The sequence below is a fragment of the Enterococcus pseudoavium NBRC 100491 genome (assembly GCF_001544295.1).
In the GTDB taxonomy this organism is placed as follows: domain Bacteria; phylum Bacillota; class Bacilli; order Lactobacillales; family Enterococcaceae; genus Enterococcus_A; species Enterococcus_A pseudoavium.
This window is the reverse complement of record NZ_BCQF01000017.1, coordinates 29,604-47,966: the sequence shown is the minus strand read 5'-3', so window position 1 is coordinate 47,966 and position 18,363 is coordinate 29,604. Positions and strand designations below refer to the sequence as shown.

At 40.2% G+C, this 18,363-nt stretch carries 15 protein-coding genes; 9 read left to right on the top strand and 6 right to left on the bottom strand.

The window, feature by feature from the left end; genetic code table 11:
* The first annotated feature begins 37 nt into the window (after positions 1-37).
* Genes EP1_RS09050 through aroD form a run of 3 tightly spaced genes read left to right on the top strand, consistent with a single transcriptional unit; the run spans position 38 to position 2,953 of the window.
* On the top strand, positions 38-916 hold the full coding sequence (locus EP1_RS09050; RefSeq protein WP_067626642.1) for a shikimate dehydrogenase: 879 nt from the start codon (positions 38-40) through the stop codon (positions 914-916).
* Between the two features lie 12 nt (positions 917-928).
* Positions 929-2,167, top strand: coding sequence for an MFS transporter (locus tag EP1_RS09045; RefSeq protein WP_067626640.1), 1,239 nt, complete (start codon positions 929-931; stop codon positions 2,165-2,167).
* 27 nt (positions 2,168-2,194) lie between these two features.
* The gene (gene aroD / locus EP1_RS09040; RefSeq protein WP_067626638.1) at positions 2,195-2,953 is read left to right on the top strand and encodes a type I 3-dehydroquinate dehydratase; all 759 of its coding nucleotides are present in this window, start codon (positions 2,195-2,197) and stop codon (positions 2,951-2,953) included.
* Positions 2,954-3,169: 216 nt separating this feature from the next.
* On the opposite strand, the gene mnmG is transcribed toward aroD, so the two are convergent.
* The 6 genes from mnmG to rpmH form a co-directional block, all read right to left on the bottom strand.
* Positions 3,170-5,071 carry a tRNA uridine-5-carboxymethylaminomethyl(34) synthesis enzyme MnmG gene (gene mnmG / locus EP1_RS09035; protein WP_067626636.1) on the bottom strand — a complete coding sequence of 634 codons (1,902 nt, stop codon included), beginning with the start codon at positions 5,069-5,071 and terminating at the stop codon, positions 3,170-3,172.
* A 14-nt stretch (positions 5,072-5,085) separates the two neighbouring features.
* A complete protein-coding gene (mnmE, locus tag EP1_RS09030) occupies positions 5,086-6,483 on the bottom strand; it encodes a tRNA uridine-5-carboxymethylaminomethyl(34) synthesis GTPase MnmE (RefSeq protein ID WP_067626634.1) in 1,398 nt (465 codons plus the stop codon).
* A gap of 216 nt (positions 6,484-6,699) precedes the next feature.
* Entirely contained in the window at positions 6,700-7,470 is a 771-nt protein-coding gene (gene jag / locus EP1_RS09025; RefSeq protein ID WP_067626632.1) for an RNA-binding cell elongation regulator Jag/EloR, read from the bottom strand.
* A 66-nt stretch (positions 7,471-7,536) separates the two neighbouring features.
* On the bottom strand, positions 7,537-8,358 hold the full coding sequence (locus EP1_RS09020) for a YidC/Oxa1 family membrane protein insertase (RefSeq protein ID WP_067626630.1): 822 nt from the start codon (positions 8,356-8,358) through the stop codon (positions 7,537-7,539).
* A gap of 17 nt (positions 8,359-8,375) precedes the next feature.
* Complete coding sequence (gene rnpA, locus EP1_RS09015; protein WP_067626628.1) at positions 8,376-8,711, bottom strand: ribonuclease P protein component; 336 nt, start codon at positions 8,709-8,711, stop codon at positions 8,376-8,378.
* Between the two features lie 137 nt (positions 8,712-8,848).
* Positions 8,849-8,983: a 50S ribosomal protein L34 gene (rpmH, locus tag EP1_RS09010; protein WP_006703104.1), complete on the bottom strand. Its 135-nt coding sequence runs from the start codon at positions 8,981-8,983 to the stop codon at positions 8,849-8,851.
* A gap of 619 nt (positions 8,984-9,602) precedes the next feature.
* Here rpmH and dnaA point away from each other — a divergent pair.
* The 6 genes from dnaA (at position 9,603) to gyrA (ending at position 18,350) form a co-directional block, all read left to right on the top strand.
* On the top strand, positions 9,603-10,928 hold the full coding sequence (dnaA, locus tag EP1_RS09005; protein ID WP_067626623.1) for a chromosomal replication initiator protein DnaA: 1,326 nt from the start codon (positions 9,603-9,605) through the stop codon (positions 10,926-10,928).
* Between the two features lie 233 nt (positions 10,929-11,161).
* The gene (gene dnaN / locus EP1_RS09000; protein ID WP_067626621.1) at positions 11,162-12,292 is read left to right on the top strand and encodes a DNA polymerase III subunit beta; all 1,131 of its coding nucleotides are present in this window, start codon (positions 11,162-11,164) and stop codon (positions 12,290-12,292) included.
* A gap of 235 nt (positions 12,293-12,527) precedes the next feature.
* Positions 12,528-12,770 (top strand): S4 domain-containing protein YaaA, encoded by a 243-nt coding sequence (gene yaaA, locus EP1_RS08995; protein WP_067626619.1) that lies wholly within the window; start codon positions 12,528-12,530, stop codon positions 12,768-12,770.
* Complete coding sequence (gene recF / locus EP1_RS08990) at positions 12,757-13,875, top strand: DNA replication/repair protein RecF (protein WP_067626617.1); 1,119 nt, start codon at positions 12,757-12,759, stop codon at positions 13,873-13,875. Before yaaA ends, recF begins: the two co-directional genes overlap by 14 nt.
* A complete protein-coding gene (gyrB, locus tag EP1_RS08985; RefSeq protein ID WP_067626615.1) occupies positions 13,876-15,825 on the top strand; it encodes a DNA topoisomerase (ATP-hydrolyzing) subunit B in 1,950 nt (649 codons plus the stop codon). It begins immediately after the preceding gene.
* Between the two features lie 14 nt (positions 15,826-15,839).
* Complete coding sequence (gyrA, locus tag EP1_RS08980; protein WP_083507530.1) at positions 15,840-18,350, top strand: DNA gyrase subunit A; 2,511 nt, start codon at positions 15,840-15,842, stop codon at positions 18,348-18,350.
* The last annotated feature ends 13 nt before the right edge of the window (positions 18,351-18,363 follow it).

Here is an 18,363-nt window from a genome sequence, read left to right as displayed (position 1 = left end):
CACAAAATAAAATAAAAAATAAGTGAGGAAATGAACAATGACAGAAAGACTAACTGGACACACCTTATTAATTGGTTTAATGGCTACACCAATTCGCCACAGTATGTCACCCACAATGCACAATGAAGCTTTTGCTAAACTAGGCTTAGATTATGCTTATCTTGCTTTTGAAGTGGATAACTCCACTTTAAAGGCCGCTGTCGAAGGAATTCGGGCCTTAGGGATTCGCGGATCAAATGTTTCGATGCCCAATAAACAAGCAATCATTCCCTATCTTGACGAAGTCTCTCCCGAAGCAGAATTAATCGGTGCAGTTAATACCGTAACCAATCAGGATGGTAAAGGGTATTTAGTCGGCTATAATACTGATGGCATCGGTGCAATGGCCGCACTAAATGACGAAGGTGTCTCAGTCAAAGACCAAATCATTACGTTAACAGGAGCGGGCGGTGCTGGCACTGCCATTGCTATTCAAGCTGCTTTTGACGGAGCGAAGGAACTACGCATTTTCAACATAAAAGACGATGTTTTTGAAAATGCTGCCGAAACAGTCAAAAAAATTAATACAAATACGAATTGTAAAGCGACCTTAACCGATTTGGCCGATCAATCTGCTTTCAAGACCTCGATTAACGAAAGTAGCATTTATATTGATGCGACTGGGGTTGGTATGAAACCATTAGAAGATGTCAGCTTAATCAATGATTCTGAAATGATTCGCTCGGACTTAGTTGTTTTTGATGTGGTTTATGCACCGCGAGAAACAAAATTATTGCGCTTTGCTAAAGAACATGGTGCAAAAAAAGCAATCAACGGCTTAGGCATGATGCTTTATCAAGGGGCGGCAGCCTTTAAATTCTTTACTGATGAAGAGATGCCTGTTACTTACATCAAAGAATTACTATTTGACGAATAGGTGGGGGAGAAAATGAAAAATAAATATTTACCGACAGCGATCGGTCTATACATTAATTATATTATTCACGGGATGGGTGTCATCATCATTTCACAAAACCAAAAAGCACTAATGGGACAGTGGAATACGGATTTAATGGGGATCGCAAAAGTAATCTCCATGTTAGGAATTGGTCGTTTAATCGCAATTCTGATTTCTGGACGCTTATCTGACAAATTCGGTCGGAAACCATTTATCTATTTAGGGATTGTTACCTATTCCTTGTATTTCTTCGGTATCTTGTATAGTCAAAGCGTCACAATGGCCATGGTCTTTGCTGTCATCGCAGGTATTTCAAACTCATTCTTAGATTCTGGGACATATCCTGCGCTAATGGAATCTTTTCCTAAAAAAGCCGGTACCGCGAATGTTTTGATTAAGGCTTTTGTCCAAATCGGACAATTCACCTTACCTATCATGCTGAAGATAATCAATACGAATAATCTATGGTTTGGCTGGTCCTTCGTGATTCCGGTGGTCGTCTTTATTTTGAATGGACTATTTTTATTGAAACGTCCCTTCCCCGATCAAGATGTCAAAGAAAGTCCACAGTCTGAAATTCAAGCAGTTAAATTTAAAAGTCAGCCAAAAATTGCAATTGAAGGGGTTTGCTTCATTATTTATGGTTTTATCTCGCAAGCAACTTTCTATTTGATTTCTCAATTTATTGGTGTTTATGGCGAACAAGTCGCTCATATGACTACCGATAACGCAAATTTATTGATATCTTATTATTCAACCGGCTCCTTGATCTGTGTAGCTGTAACAGCTGCCCTAGCAACAAAAGTCCGTCCAATATATTTGGTAACACTCTATACCTTTGTTTCCTTTGTGACGATTGCTATCATGTGGCTGTTTCCCTCACCAACAATTATGATGGTGGGTGCCGGGCTAGTAGGTTTCTTCGCAGCTGGTGGTGTTATGCAGCTTGGTTTGACCGTTATGGGCGAGATGTTCCCAGCCGGAAAAGGAACGATCACCGGGATCTTCTACACGTTTGGTAGTATCGCCTCGTTCTTAATTCCGATTGTTGCAGCAGCAATTGCTAAGACAAATGTTCGTGGTATTATGTTCTTTGATACAATCATCGCTGGAATCGGATTCTTGTTAGCTGTCATCATCTTTATTCGTTACCGTAAAACAGTCGATTTATCTGCTGAAAAAGATCCACATAATGTTTTGAAATTTGCTAAAAAGCAAGCTGAAAGCTAAGAACTAAGCTGAATTAGGAGGGATAATATGAAAAAAGTAACCATCGATCAGCTTGTGATCGGCGAAGGGGAACCCAAAATTATTGTACCGCTGGTTGATTCGTCAAAAAAAGAATTATTAGCGGCCGCTCAGAAGATCAGTCAATTAGATTGTGATATTGTGGAATGGCGTATCGATTTTTTTGAAGATGTCAAAAATCCTCAGTCTGTAGCTGAGTTTTCTCATGAGCTTAAAAACGTATTAAACAAACCATTACTGATTACCTTCCGAACACACAAAGAAGGGGGCGTATTGCCCTTAAGTGATGAACACTATTTTAAAATCTACCATACTCTAATTGCTGAAGGTCGATTGGATTTACTTGATCTCGAATTATTCATGCCAGAAGAACCGGTGGCTCAAACAGTAACAGCCGCACACCAAAAAGGAATCAAAATTGTGATGTGTAATCATGACTTTGCTAAAACACCGGCAAAAGAGGAGATCATTTCTCGGCTTCAACAAATGCAGAAAAAGGACGCAGATATTTGTAAAATTGCGGTCATGCCTCAAACCGCTGCAGACGTATTGACTTTATTAGATGCTACACGGGAAATGTATGAAAACTATGCTGATCGACCACTGATTACTATGTCGATGGGATCTTTAGGAATGATCAGCCGCTTAGCCGGACAAGCCTTCGGTTCGGCCGCTACCTTCGGTTCAGCTGGTACGGCTTCTGCTCCTGGACAAATATCTGTTATGGACTTGCGAAAGATGTTGCATACACTCACCTTAACTAAATAACCCAAAAAACAGATGCTGGTAGTCAGCATCTGTTTTTTCATGTATTTCTACTAGAATGTTTCACATGAAACACTAACTTTCTAGCTTAAAAACAGCATTTCCTTGACTGTTTTTAAGCTTTTTTCATTGCTTTAAAAAGGCAAAACTCCTCAAAAAAGGCTTTGGTACAAAAACGATCAGAATCCAAATTTAGACTCTGATCACTTTGACAAAGCATTAAATTGTTTCACTATCCACTTTCGCAATCTTCCCTTGTTCCACATAGACCATCAAAATACTGATATCCGCCGGATTTACTCCGCTGATACGGCTAGCTTGAGCAATCGTTTCCGGTTGGATTTTTTGTAATTTTTGTTTAGCTTCGGTAGCTAAACCATTAATTGCTTCATAATCAATTCGCTCCGGAATCCGTTTAGCTTCCATTCGTTTTAATTTATCGACTTTTTCCATCGCTTTTTTGATATAACCTTCGTACTTGATTTGGATCTCAACCTGTTCGACTTCTTTTTCTGTCAGTTCATCATTAGCCGGAATAAGCTGCAGCAATTCTTGGTAAGAAATCTCTGGTCGTTTTAAGAAATCACTGGCTAAAACACCGTCTTTTAATTCTGCGCTGTTTTTGGCCCGTAGGAAGCTTTGAACCTCTTCATTAGGTTTTATCCGGATAGAGTGTAAACGAGCCATCTCCGCTTCAATATGAGCCTTTTTAACTAAATATGTCTGATAGTTCTCTTCATCTACTAAACCAATCGCGTGTCCGATTTCAGTTAAGCGTAAATCAGCATTATCGTGACGTAAAATCAAACGATATTCTGCACGAGAGGTTAACAAGCGATATGGCTCATTTGTCCCTTTAGTCACCAAGTCATCGATCATCACGCCGATATACCCATCACTGCGCTTCATGATGAAGGGAGCTTTCCCTTGAATCTTTAAGGCCGCGTTAATTCCGGCCATCAAACCTTGCCCCGCCGCTTCTTCGTAACCGCTAGTCCCATTGGTTTGACCAGCAGTATACAGGTTTTCAATCACTTTCGTTTCTAACGTTGGACGTAATTGGTGAGGTGCCACCATATCATATTCGATTGCATAGCCTGTCCGCATCATCTCGGCCTTTTCCAAACCTTCAATCGAATGTAAAACTTCATTTTGCACGTCTTCCGGCAATGAAGTCGACAAACCTTGAACATAGACTTCTTCAGTGTTGCGACCTTCCGGTTCTAAGAACAGTTGATGACGAGGCTTATCAGCAAAACGGACGATCTTATCTTCAATTGACGGGCAGTAACGCGCTCCTACGCCATCAACGATCCCCGTAAACATCGGTGCCCGATGCAGATTATTTTGGATGATCTCATGACTTTTTAGGTTGGTATACGTCAACCAACATGGAATTTGTTCTTTCAAATACTGGCTATCCGGTGTTTGATAGCTAAAATGATTAGGCTTTTCATCCCCCGGCTGAATTTCGGTCTTGCTGTAATCGATGGAACCGGATTTTACCCGCGGTGGGGTTCCCGTTTTAAATCGATGGATCTCTAGCCCTAATTCTTGTAAGTGATCGGCTAATTTGATTGAAGGTTGTGAATTATTCGGACCAGAAGAATATTTCAATTCACCAATGATGATCTCCCCTCGCAAAGCCGTTCCTGCGGTAATAATGACAGCTTTTGCTGAATAAACCGCTCCCGTTGAAGTAATAACCCCTTTACAGATACCTTCTTCCACCACTAAACGATCAACCACACCTTGTTTTAAAGTTAAATTATCTTCCTTTTCAATCGTGTGCTTCATTTCTTCAGCATAGGCGTGCTTATCTGCTTGCGCTCGTAATGCTCTTACAGCGGGACCTTTACCGGTATTTAACATTCGCATTTGGATATAAGTTTTATCAATGTTGCGACCCATCTCACCACCTAATGCGTCGATTTCTCGTACAACGACACCTTTAGCTGGACCGCCGATTGACGGATTACAGGGCATAAATGCTACCATATCCAAATTAATCGTAATTAATAATGTTTTTTGCCCCATTCGTGCAGCCGCTAAAGCAGCTTCAGAACCAGCATGTCCTGCGCCAACAACGATGACATCATAATTTTCTGCTTTGTATTCCATATCCTGGCTCCTTTTTATTTTCCTAAACAAAATTGACTGAATAGTTGTGTGATTAATTCGTCCTGTACACTATCACCAACGATTTCACCTAAATAATCCCAACAACGAGTCATATCGATTTGAACTAAGTCAACAGGCATCCCTGCCATGATTCCATTTTGGACTTCAGTTAACGACTGACCAGCTTTTTCAAGTAGCGCGATGTGACGGGTATTTGATACATAAGTGGCATCCTTTTCTCCCGTTTGTCCCCCGAAAAATAGTTTGGCAATTGCCTCTTCCAATTGATCTAAACCGGCTTTTTCCAACACGGAGACCGCGAAAACTTCCTCTTCGCTCAAATACTCCCTTAACTCCGCTTGTGACAGTTTCATCGGCAGATCTGTTTTATTCAGTAAGACGATTCGTTTTAATCCTTGAGTTGCTTCCAATAAGGCTTTATCTTCAGTGGTCAAAGCCTCGCTTTGATTTAGCACCAATAAAATTAAATCCGCTTCGCCTAAGGCCTTACGGCTACGTTCCACCCCGATGCGTTCCACCACATCATCTGTTTCACGGATTCCTGCCGTATCGATCAATTTCAAAGGCACTCCACGAACATTGACATATTCTTCAATCACATCTCGGGTTGTTCCTGCAATCTCTGTTACGATTGCCTTTTCTTCATGCAAAAGGTAGTTTAAAAGACTCGATTTACCAACATTGGGACGACCGATGATTGCGGTGCTTAGTCCTTCCCGCAGGATTTTTCCTTGTTTAGCATTTAACAGTAAGGCCTCGATCTGCTGGCCAACTTGCTGAGCTTTTTCCAGTAATAATTGCGTCGTTAGTTCTTCTACATCATCGTATTCTGGATAATCAATATTTACTTCAACTTGTGCTAGTGTTTCTAATATTTCTTGGCGCAATTGACGAATCAAATGAGACAAATTACCATCTAATTGATTGATCGCCACATTCATCGCTCGATCAGTTTTGGCCCGAATCAAATCCATCACCGCTTCTGCCTGTGATAAATCCACTCGGCCGTTTAAAAAGGCGCGTTTGGTAAATTCCCCCGGTTCAGCTAAACGTGCTCCTGAGCGTAAAATCAGCTGTAAAAGTTGATTAACCACTACAATTCCGCCATGACAATTGATTTCAACAATATCTTCTCGCGTAAAAGTTTTTGGTGCCCGCATTACACTCACCATTACTTCATCAACTACTTGATGATCCGCTGGATCGACGATATGACCATAATGGATCGTATGGGAAGGCACATCTAACAAAGATTTTTTACCACTTTGATAGACGCTGTCTGCGATCGCCACTGCTTGATCACCGCTCAAACGGACGATGCTGATGGCTCCTTCGCCAGGCGGTGTTGAAATTGCTGCAATGGTATCAAATTCTAAGGTAATTTCTGCCACTTTTCTTCCTCCTATTAATTCAGAACATAAAAAAAGTGCCGACTCCACCCCTTAAAAGGAGTAGATTGAGCACTTTGACTGCTTTTCTACAAAATTCTGGTGTAAGATTAGCATATTTTTTTTAACAATTCAAGCTTCCCTGGTGGAATCCCTTGATTTTCTCAAATTTTTAGTAAAGAAAAAAGCTGTACCAACGCTTTGGCACAGCTCATTGCTTTAGAAATATTTTTTTGCTGGTTCAACGACTAAATAGCGATATGGATCTTCACCTTCAGAATGGGTCTTAATGTATTCATCCTTGCTTAAAGCTGAATGAATCATTTTCCGTTCAAAGGCTGGCATTGGTTCTAAGAAAACTGGGCGTCCAGTGTCTTTAACCTTTTCTGCCGTCCGTTGAGCTAAGCGGGTCAAAACTTCTTCTCGTTTTTGACGATAGTTGCCGACATTTACCACCACCGACAATTTCTCTTTAGCCACACGATGTAAAAAGACTTGGGCCAAATATTGTAGAGCATTCAAGATTTTTCCATGTTTTCCGATCAGCATTCCTTGCTTGCTCGTTTCCAAATTCATCACAATCAAGTGCGCCTCATGTTGAATTTTTACCATTGCCGGTACGCCCATCTCATTTGTGATATTCGTTAAGTAAAGTGCCAATTCTTTGATTGCTTCTTCTTCAGCTAATTCAACTAATTGATTCGTTGGCTCAGTTGTCACCGACTTTTCAGATTCAATTATAGGTTGATCCGCTTTTACTTCAATCGAAAGTTCTTCAGACAGTTCTTCTTTTAGCTCTTTCACAGGTGCAGATATTTCTTCAGCGATGATTGGTTCAATCGAAACACGGGCAGCTTTTTTTCCCATACCTAGGAAACCTTTTTTGGCATCCATTAAAATCTCGATATCAACTGCTTCTTTTTTCAATCCCAAAGTATGCAAGCCCTTCGAGATCGCTTCATCAATTGTCGGACCTTCATAAACAGGCATTTTCTAAACCTCCTTACTCGTAATTAATAAAAATAAGCTGTTTCAATGTAATCACTAGGTTCAGCTTTATTTTTTGCGTTTCTTCTTTGGAGCCTTCGCTTTTTCAAGTGCTCGTTCTCTTTCACGAATCTGACGCGCTACAGCTTCTCTTTCGCGGCGGATCTTGAACGGATTATTGATCAATAACGTTTGAACTACTTGGAACGCGTTTGAAATCACCCAGTACAAGGATAACCCACTGGCTAAGTTCAAAGCCATAACAAAGATCATGACCGGCATTGCGAAATTCATAATTTTCATTGAAGCATTTGATTCGATCTGACTCATGCTAGATAGATAGGTACTAGCAAAAGTAAAGACTGCCGCAAGAATCGGCAAAATGAAATAAGGATCTGATTGACTCAAGTTTAACCATAAGAAATGCCCAGAGCGTAACTCCGGAACCCGTAAGATCGCTTGATATAAAGCCATCATAACCGGCATTTGTACTAACAATGGTAAACAACCAGCGTAAGGGCTCACATTATTTTCCGCATAGAGTTTTTTAGTCTCCGCTTGGAGTTTTTGCTGTGTTTCTTGGTCACGCGAACTGTACTTTTGCTGTAATTCTTTGAGTTTTGGTTGTAACTCTTGCGTCTTACGCATACTTTTCGTTTGGAAATGCATCAATGGCATCAAAATAATCCGGATAATGATTGTAAATAAAATAATCCCGATCCCAACATTACCAAAAGACAGTCCTTTGATAGCTTGTCCAAAGTAATAGACGACATAACGATCCCACACGCCGCTACTGTGGATGCTGACATCACTAGTTCCACAGGCAGATAACAAGACTACCAGACTTAATAATCCTGTCATTAATAATATTTTTTTATAGTTCTTCACCTAATTTTGTTTCCTTCCTAACTTAATATTTTTGCTAATTTTAAAACATGTATAAGATTCGAACGCATTTCATCATGAGGCAGATCTTTCGTGGCTGGACGCGCGATCACAATAAAATCGATTGGCGGCAATTCAGGCTTTAATTCCTGCAAGACTGCACGAATCTGTCGTTTCACTTGATTTCGTGCGACCGCATTCCCAATTTTTTTACCGACCGATAGGCCCACGCGAAAGTGTTTTTGACCAGAAGGTTCTAGACGATAAACTACGAATTTTCGATTCGCAAAAGAAGCCCCTTCTTGGAACACTTTTTGAAATTCACGTTCTTTTTTGACCCGATATTTTTTTTTCATCTAGTTTCCTTCGTTTCTTTTAAATCTATACCTGACAATAATACCATACTTCAAATTAAGGAAGCATCCCTAATTGCTATAAAATTACTTAAGTAACTCATTTTTGGACACAAAAAAAACCACTGACCGGCAGTGGCTTAAGCAGCAAGTACTTTTCTTCCTTTACGACGACGGCTTGCTAAGACACGACGGCCGTTTTTAGTGCTCATACGTTTGCGGAATCCATGAACTTTTTGACGTTTACGTTTATTTGGTTGATAAGTTCTTTTCATTTAAATACACCTCCATTGCTAACATTACATAGACATACCCAAATATTATAACGACTCGTCCCCTAGTTTGTCAATCATGAAATGTAAAAGGTCGCATAAAATCTGCTGTTTTACTCTAATAATTTCTTTAATTAACCCAATTCTTTCAAATAATTCTACTATTTTGATCCACATTGTTGCAATAAATAGACTTTTCAAAGTTCTTTATTATAAAAATTTATCCACAAAATCTGGGGATAAAAAGCACTTGGTTGTGCATAACAGTTATCCACAAAAAAACTTGCATAGAATTTTCAAAGGCTTTTTCCCCAAAAAATGAAGCTATTAACAATTTGTCCACAAGGTGGATAAGTTTTGTGCATAACTGCTGAACCCTTTGCCTTGACTATCCTCCTTTTTTCCTAGTTTGTGAATTGATTCGTGGAAAAACAACGTTCTCCACATTTTTTTAACTCCTTGTGGATATCTTTTTTGCCTGTTGGGGAAACTCTTTTTGTATTTTTATACATTCTGTGGAAAAAGAAAAAGTTCTTTTATTTATCTTTCTGGTTGTGGAAAACTTTTAAAAAAAATGCTAAAGTAGGTCTATCTGAATTTTATTAATTAGGAGGCGACTTATTTGACCTCATTGGACAATTTCTGGCAGGAATTGAAGGACAGTTACAAAAATGACCTCAATCCTGCCAGTTATGATGCTTGGGTAGGGACAGCAAAACCATTATCCTTAACAAATGATCAATTAACGATCGAAGTCACAAGTGATTTACATAAGCGTTATTGGGAGAAGCATCTAGCAGCAAAAATTGTTGAGATTGGTTTTAAAGTGACTGGCGAGGAAATCATGCCACTATTTGTCACACCAGATGAAGCTCCACCCGTCAGTATTGTGGAAAAAGAAGCTCCAACCAAAATAGAAACAACCAAACGAGCCATGCTCAACCCGAAATATACTTTCGATACTTTTGTGATCGGGAAAGGCAACCAAATGGCTCACGCCGCAGCTTTAGTTGTCGCTGAAGAACCTGGCTCCATCTATAACCCGCTTTTTTTCTATGGCGGAGTTGGTTTAGGGAAAACCCATTTGATGCACGCTATTGGCCATCAAATGTTAACTATTAATCCTCAAGCAAAAGTGAAATACGTTTCTAGCGAGACTTTCGCAAATGATTTCATTAATTCAATCAAAAACAAAACATCCGAAGAGTTCCGGCAAGAATATCGTAAGGTTGATTTATTATTAGTCGACGATATTCAATTTTTTGCCGATAAAGAAGCGACACAAGAGGAATTTTTCCATACATTCGAGAATTTATATAATGATAATAAACAAATCGTACTAACCAGTGATCGCTTACCAAATGAGATTCCTAAACTGCAAGAAAGATTGGTTTCCCGCTTTGCTTGGGGCTTATCCGTTGACATCACTCCACCAGATTTAGAGACGCGGACAGCCATTTTACGAAAAAAGGCCCAAGCTGAAAATCTTGAAATTCCCGATGATACGCTAAGTTATATTGCCGGACAAATCGATTCAAATATCCGTGAACTAGAAGGGGCTTTAGTCCGAGTTCAAGCTTTTGCAACGATGAATAGCGCAGATATCACAACTAGTATTGCTGCGGATGCCTTGAAAAGTTTGAAGGGCACTAGTAATGCGCAGCTTTCTATTAATATGATCCAAGAAGAGGTTGCAAAATTTTATCATATTCAAGTAAAAGATTTAAAAGGGAAGAAACGGGTTAAAGCAATCGTGGTACCACGCCAAATTGCTATGTACCTCGCTCGTGAAATGACCGAAAATTCTCTGCCAAAAATTGGTGCAGAATTTGGCGGTAAAGATCATACAACGGTGATTCATGCCCACGAGAAAATTAGTCAATTAATGAAAACCGATAGCAGCATCCAGCAGGAAATCGCAGAGATCAAAAATTTACTGCTAGGCTAACTTGTGGAAAACACAAAAATAAAGTCTGCGTTTATCCACACCTTATCCACAAGTGGAAAACTTATTATTTCAAGCTTCTACTTGTTTTTTCCACATGATTAACAGGGCCTACTACTTTTATTATTTAAATTACTTAAATAAATAAAAAGAAATAGCCTCGACTGTCACAGGACTTTTTAGCGCTAAGCGCTCGCAATATTTAAAATCTATTACAATCAAAAAGGAGTTCTATTATGAAATTTACGATTAATCGCGCACGTTTCATTCAAGAATTACAAACGGTTCAACGTGCTATTTCAACAAAAACAACTATTCCAATCTTAACTGGTGTAAAGATCGAATTAAACAATGAAGGATTGAACTTAACTGGTAGCAACGCAGATATTTCAATCGAAACGTTTCTAGCTGCAGATGATGAGAAAGCAGAACTTCAAATTATTGAATCAGGGACGATTGTTCTACAAGCTCGTTTCTTTAGTGAAATCATTCGCCGGTTGCCGGAAGCAACCTTTACATTAGAAGTTCAGGAGAATTATCAAGTATTGATTACTTCTGGCGCGGCGCATTTTACCGTTAATGGGTTGGATGCAGATAATTATCCTCATCTGCCGGTTGTTGAAGAGCAAAATCAATTAAAATTACCGGTTCATTTATTGACAAAATTGATTGGCGAAACAGTTTTCTCAGTCTCGCAACATGAAAGTCGGCCAATCTTAACTGGGGTTCATTTTACGATGTCAAATGGTCAGTTATTGGCAGTAGCAACAGACTCTCATCGTTTGAGTCAACGAATCGTACCGGTGGAAAATGCTAATAAGGATTTTGATATTGTCATTCCTGGTAAAAGTTTAGTTGAACTTTCACGCTCTTTATCAGATGAGGAAGCTGAAGTTGAAATCAGCATCATGGAAAATCAAGTTTTATTCAAAACCCCAACAATGTATTTCTACTCACGGTTGTTAGAAGGAAATTACCCAGATACCAATCGTTTGATTCCTACTAGCTTCAATACAGAAATTACTTTTTCAGTCCCAACGTTGTTAGCAGCGATTGAACGGGCATCCTTGCTCTCTCATGAAGGACGCAATAATATCGTTCGTTTAGCAATTGCGGATAATTCAGTGGTTCTTTACGGAAATTCACCAGAAATTGGTAAAGTAGAAGAAGAATTGGTCTATGAATCAGTTAGCGGCGATCCTTTGGAGATTTCCTTTAACCCGGATTATATGAAAGATGCCTTAAGAGCTTTTGGCGATATGAGTATTAAAATCCAATTTATTTCGGCAATTCGTCCGTTTACTTTAGAACCAAGTGAAGGCGATGTTTCCTTTATTCAATTGATCACTCCGGTGCGGACGAACTAGGGTTGATCCAACGAGTTTCAAAAATTTTTTGAAAAAGTTGAAAAAAATGTGTAAAAAACAAAGTTTCAGTAAAAGGTCTTAAAATCGATTTTAAGACCTTTTACTTTTTTTTGAGTAAATTATTTAAAATGGCTTAAAACTTCTTAAATCGAAAAATACAACGAGTTAATTTGTTTTATCCGTTAAAAAAGGGTATAATAAAAAGGTGTTTCTAGCATGAAAATGAGGGATGAATGTGAAACAAAAAATTTTTTTAGAAACAGAGTTCATGACGCTTGGTCAGTTATTGAAAGAGATTAATTTGATCTCTAGCGGTGGACAAGCCAAGTGGTTTTTAGCAGAAGAAACAGTCTTTGTAGATGGCGAGTTGGAAAATCGCCGCGGCCGAAAGCTCTATCCGGGAATGATGATCGAGATTCCTGAGGTAGGAACTTTTTTTATGGTCAAAAATAAGGAAGAATCAGATGCGGCTGAATAAGCTTGAACTGAGAAATTATAGAAATTATCAAGAACTTGTCTTGGAATTTCCCAATCGGCTGAATATTTTTTTAGGTGAGAATGCGCAAGGAAAAACCAATCTTTTGGAAAGTATCTATGTTTTAGCTTTGACCCGCAGTCATCGAACCAGCAGTGAGCAAGAGTTGATTGGCTGGCAAGATGATTTTGCTCAGATTAAAGGGCGGATCAAACGAGGAACGAGCGAATTAGAGCTGGAATTATTGCTAACTAAAAAAGGACGCAAATCCAAGGTTAACCATATCGAACAAAAAAAATTGAGCAGCTATATTGGTCAACTGAATGTCATTTTGTTTGCACCAGAGGATCTTTCCTTAGTGAAAGGTAGCCCGCAAACAAGACGCCGGTTCATTGATATGGAATTGGGACAAATCAACCCAGTCTATCTGTATGACTTAGCTCAATACCAACAAATATTAAAACAGCGCAATCTTTATTTAAAACAACTCTCTGAAAAGAAACAAACCGATGAGCTTTATCTCGATATCTTAACGGAGCAGCTGGTTGATTTTGGTAGCAAAGTCTTAGCGAATCGGTTGCAGTTTGTTAAAAAGCTGGAACATTGGTCCAATGATCTTCATGGCAAGATTACCAATCAAAAGGAACAGCTGGCGATCGAATATGCTGCGAGTCTTCCGTTAGAAAGTGAAAAGGTCGAAGAAATTCGGCTCACTTTTCTAACGGAGCTCCAGAAAAATCGTAAACGCGAGATATTTAAAGGAAATACCTTTTTAGGTCCTCATCGAGATGACTTGATTTTTAAGGTAAACGAGCAAAACGTCCAGACTTACGGGTCGCAAGGACAGCAGCGGACCACTGCGTTAAGTGTCAAATTGGCTGAAATCGATTTGATGAAAGAAGAAACAGGCGAATATCCGATTTTACTTTTAGATGACGTCATGAGCGAGCTTGATGACAATCGTCAGATCCATTTGTTAGAAACAATCGAGAACAAAGTTCAGACTTTTCTAACAACAACGACATTGAATCATGTTAAAGGCAAAATGACCGTTCATCCGGATATTTTTTACGTCCATCAAGGACAGATAGAAAGGAAAGAAACGTAGATGACAGAAGAGGAAAAGAGTTTACTAGAACGTGCGCAAGAGTACGATGCCAGTCAAATCCAGGTCTTAGAAGGGCTGGAAGCTGTTCGGAAACGTCCTGGGATGTATATTGGTTCGACGAGCACAGAAGGCTTACACCACCTTGTATGGGAAATCGTGGATAATTCGATCGATGAAGCGTTAGCAGGCTTTGCTGGCCATATCCACGTGGTGATCGAGGCAGATAACAGTATTACCGTCAGCGATGATGGCCGAGGAATTCCGGTGGATATCCAGGCTAAAACGGGGCGTCCAGCGGTCGAAACCGTGTACACAATCTTACATGCCGGCGGAAAATTTGGCGGTGGCGGCTATAAAGTATCTGGTGGACTCCACGGTGTGGGGGCTTCAGTCGTAAATGCGTTGTCATCCAGCTTAGATGTCCGAGTTTTCAAAAATGGTAAAATCTATTTCCAAGAATATCGTCGTGGAGCCGTTGTTGATGACCTAAAAGTGATTGGTGAGACAGAAAAACATGGAACGACCGTTCATTTTATCCCCGATCCTGAGATTTTTACGGAATCAACCGTTTTTAACTTCGATAAATTGGCTACACGTGTCCGGGAATTGGCCTTCTTAAATCGTGGATTGAAAATTTCGATTGAAGATAAACGAGAAGAAAATCCGATTCTGCGGGAATTTCATTATGAAGGCGGGATTAAGAGCTACGTCGAACATTTAAATCATAATAAAGCAGTGATCTTTGAAGAACCCGTTTATGTGGAAGGCGAGCAACAAGATATTACCGTTGAAGTTGCGATGCAATATACGGACGGGTACCATACCAATATTTTGAGTTTTGCCAATAACATTCATACGTATGAGGGTGGAACCCACGAATTTGGGTTCAAAACGGCTTTGACTCGGGTGATCAATGATTATGCTCGGAAACAAAAGATCATGAAAGACAATGATGAAAATCTTTCCGGCGAAGATGTCCGGGAAGGTCTAACAGCGGTCATTTCCATCAAGCATCCAGAACCACAGTTTGAAGGCCAAACGAAGACGAAATTAGGAAATTCAGAAGTTCGAACAGTTACTGATCGTTTGTTCTCTGAAAACTTCCTGAAGTTCTTAATGGAAAATCCTTCTGTTGGTCGTCGAATTGTTGAAAAAGGAATGTTGGCAGCAAAAGCTCGTCTAGCAGCCAAACGAGCACGTGAAGTAACTCGTCGAAAAGGTGCGTTAGAAATTAGCAACCTCCCAGGTAAATTGGCGGACTGCTCAAGCAATGACCCTAAAAAATGCGAATTATTCATCGTCGAAGGAGATTCTGCCGGTGGTTCAGCAAAACAAGGACGAAATCGTGAATTCCAAGCGATTTTACCAATTCGTGGCAAGATCTTGAACGTGGAGAAAGCTTCAATGGATAAAATTTTAGCCAATGAAGAAATCCGTTCATTGTTTACTGCGATGGGGACTGGTTTTGGAGCGGATTTTGATGTATCGAAAGCACGTTATCATAAATTAGTTATCATGACCGATGCCGATGTCGATGGTGCTCATATTCGGACACTTTTATTGACTTTATTTTATCGCTATATGCGTCCAATCGTGGAAGCAGGCTATGTTTATATCGCTCAGCCGCCATTGTATGGAATCAAGCAAGGTAAAAATATTACGTACATCCAGCCAGGTAAGAATGCTGAAGAAGAATTGGCACAGAAAATGTCAGAATTGCCTGCAACACCGAAGCCCAACGTCCAACGTTACAAAGGGTTAGGTGAAATGGATGATCACCAATTATGGGAAACAACGATGGATCCAGAAAATCGATTAATGCTGCAGGTGAGTGTTGATGACGCGATCGAAGCCGATCAAGTTTTTGAAATGCTGATGGGCGATCGAGTAGAACCACGTCGCGCATTTATCGAAGAAAATGCGCATTACGTTAAGAACTTGGATATTTAGTGAGGAGGATCGATTTGGAAGATCGCAGAGAAAATATACAAGCCGTCAATCTAACCAGTGAAATGAAAGACTCCTTCATTGATTATGCAATGAGTGTTATTGTAGCTCGGGCTTTACCAGATGTACGGGATGGATTGAAACCTGTTCATCGTCGAATTTTATATGGCATGAATGAATTAGGGGTTACACCAGATAAACCTCATAAAAAATCAGCTCGTATCGTTGGGGATGTCATGGGTAAGTACCATCCCCACGGAGATAGCGCAATCTACGAATCAATGGTGCGGATGGCTCAAAGTTTCAGCTACCGCAACATGTTAGTCGATGGTCACGGAAACTTTGGTTCTGTCGATGGTGATGGAGCTGCGGCGATGCGTTATACTGAAGCACGTCTAAGTAAAATCGCGATGGAAATGCTACGGGATATTAATAAAGATACCGTTGATTTCCAAGGAAACTACGATGATAGTGAACAAGAACCGGTGGTATTGCCAGCTCGTTTTCCAAACTTATTAGTCAATGGTGCAACGGGGATCGCAGTTGGGATGGCGACGAATATACCGCCGCATAATTTGCGAGAGGTTACAGCCGGAATCGAACTATTGATGGAAAATCCTGAGGCAACGACTCAAGAATTGATGGAGTGCATCCCAGGTCCTGATTTCCCAACGGGCGGTTTAGTGATGGGTAAATCGGGAATTCGCCGGGCGTATGAGACAGGTAAAGGTTCAATCACTGTTCGTGCCAAAACCGAGATCGAAGAACAAAAGAATGGCAAGGAACGGATCATCGTGACTGAACTGCCATATATGGTTAATAAAGCTAAGTTAATTGAACGAATCTCCGAATTACATCGAGATAAACGGATCGAGGGCATCACAGATTTACGAGATGAATCCTCTCGTGAAGGGATGCGGATCGTGATTGAAGTTCGCCGGGATGTCAGTGCTTCGGTCATTCTGAATAATCTGTACAAAATGACGTCATTACAAACTTCTTTCAGCTTTAATATGTTGGCGATTGAAAAGGGCGTTCCTCGGATTTTGAATTTAAAACAAATTTTGGAAAATTATATCGAACACCAAAAGATCGTTATTACTCGTCGGACAGTGTTTGATAAGAAAAAAGCTGAAGCTCGGGCCCATATTTTAGAAGGCTTGCGGATTGCTCTGGATCACATCGATGAGATTATTGCGACGATCCGTAGTTCTGCCTCAGATGATATCGCCAAAGCAACGTTGATTGAACGCTTTGAATTATCTGATCGGCAGGCACAAGCGATTTTAGATATGCGTCTACGCCGTTTAACAGGCTTAGAACGCGAGAAAATCGAGAATGAATATCAAGAGCTACTAAAGACGATTCACGACTTAGACGACATTTTAGCGCGTCCTGAGCGTGTGTTAGAAATCATTCGTACCGAATTAGCAGAAGTGGCGGCTAAATTCGGCGACAATCGGCGAACAGAACTATTAGTTGGTGAAGTCTTAAGCCTTGAAGACGAAGATTTGATTGAAGAAGAGGATGTCGTTATTACTTTAACGAATAACGGTTATATCAAGCGAGTAGCATCAAATGAATTCCGGGCGCAACGTCGAGGTGGACGCGGTGTTCAGGGGATGGGAATCCACAATGACGATTTCGTGAAGACCTTGATCTCTTGCTCGACTCATGATACGTTGCTGTTCTTCACGAATAATGGACGAGTTTACCGAGCAAAAGGTTATGAAGTACCTGAATACGGTCGGACCGCGAAAGGAATCCCGATTATCAACTTGCTGGGAATTGATTCAAACGAAACTATTCAAGCTGTGATTTCGGTGAATGGTAAAGCAGAAGAAGGACATTTCTTATTCTTTGTTACAAAGAAAGGAACCGTCAAACGGACGACTGTTACTGCTTTTTCAAACATTCGTGCCAACGGGCTGATCGCAATTGGCTTACGTGAAGGCGATGAATTAGTTAATGTCATGTCGACAGAAGGTGATGAAACGATCATTATCGGTACCCACAATGGCTATTCTGTTACCTTTAAAGAAGAAGCTGTCCGCGATATGGGTCGAACGGCCAGTGGCGTGCGTGGAATTCGTTTGCGTGAAGAAGATTACGTAATTGGCTCAGATGTCTTAAAAGCTGATCAAGAAGTCTTAGTCATTACTGAAAAAGGCTACGGCAAACGGACCAAAGCGACTGAATATCCAATCAAAGGCCGTGGTGGTAAAGGGATCAAGACTGCCAATGTTAGAGAGAAAAATGGTCCATTAGCTGGTTTAACGACCGTTAATGGGGATGAAGACATTCTATTGATTACCGATAAAGGAGTCATCATCCGTTTCAACGTTGGTGGTGTCTCACAAACTGGACGAGCAACTTTAGGGGTTCGGTTAATGAAGATGGAAGAAAATACAAAAGTGGTTACGATGGCGATTGTTGAAAAAGAAGAGGAAGAAACTGAAGTAGTTGAATCCACTGAAGCAATGGAAGTAGCCGAAGAAACAGCGATTGATACCGATACAAAAGAATAAAAAATTTTAACAG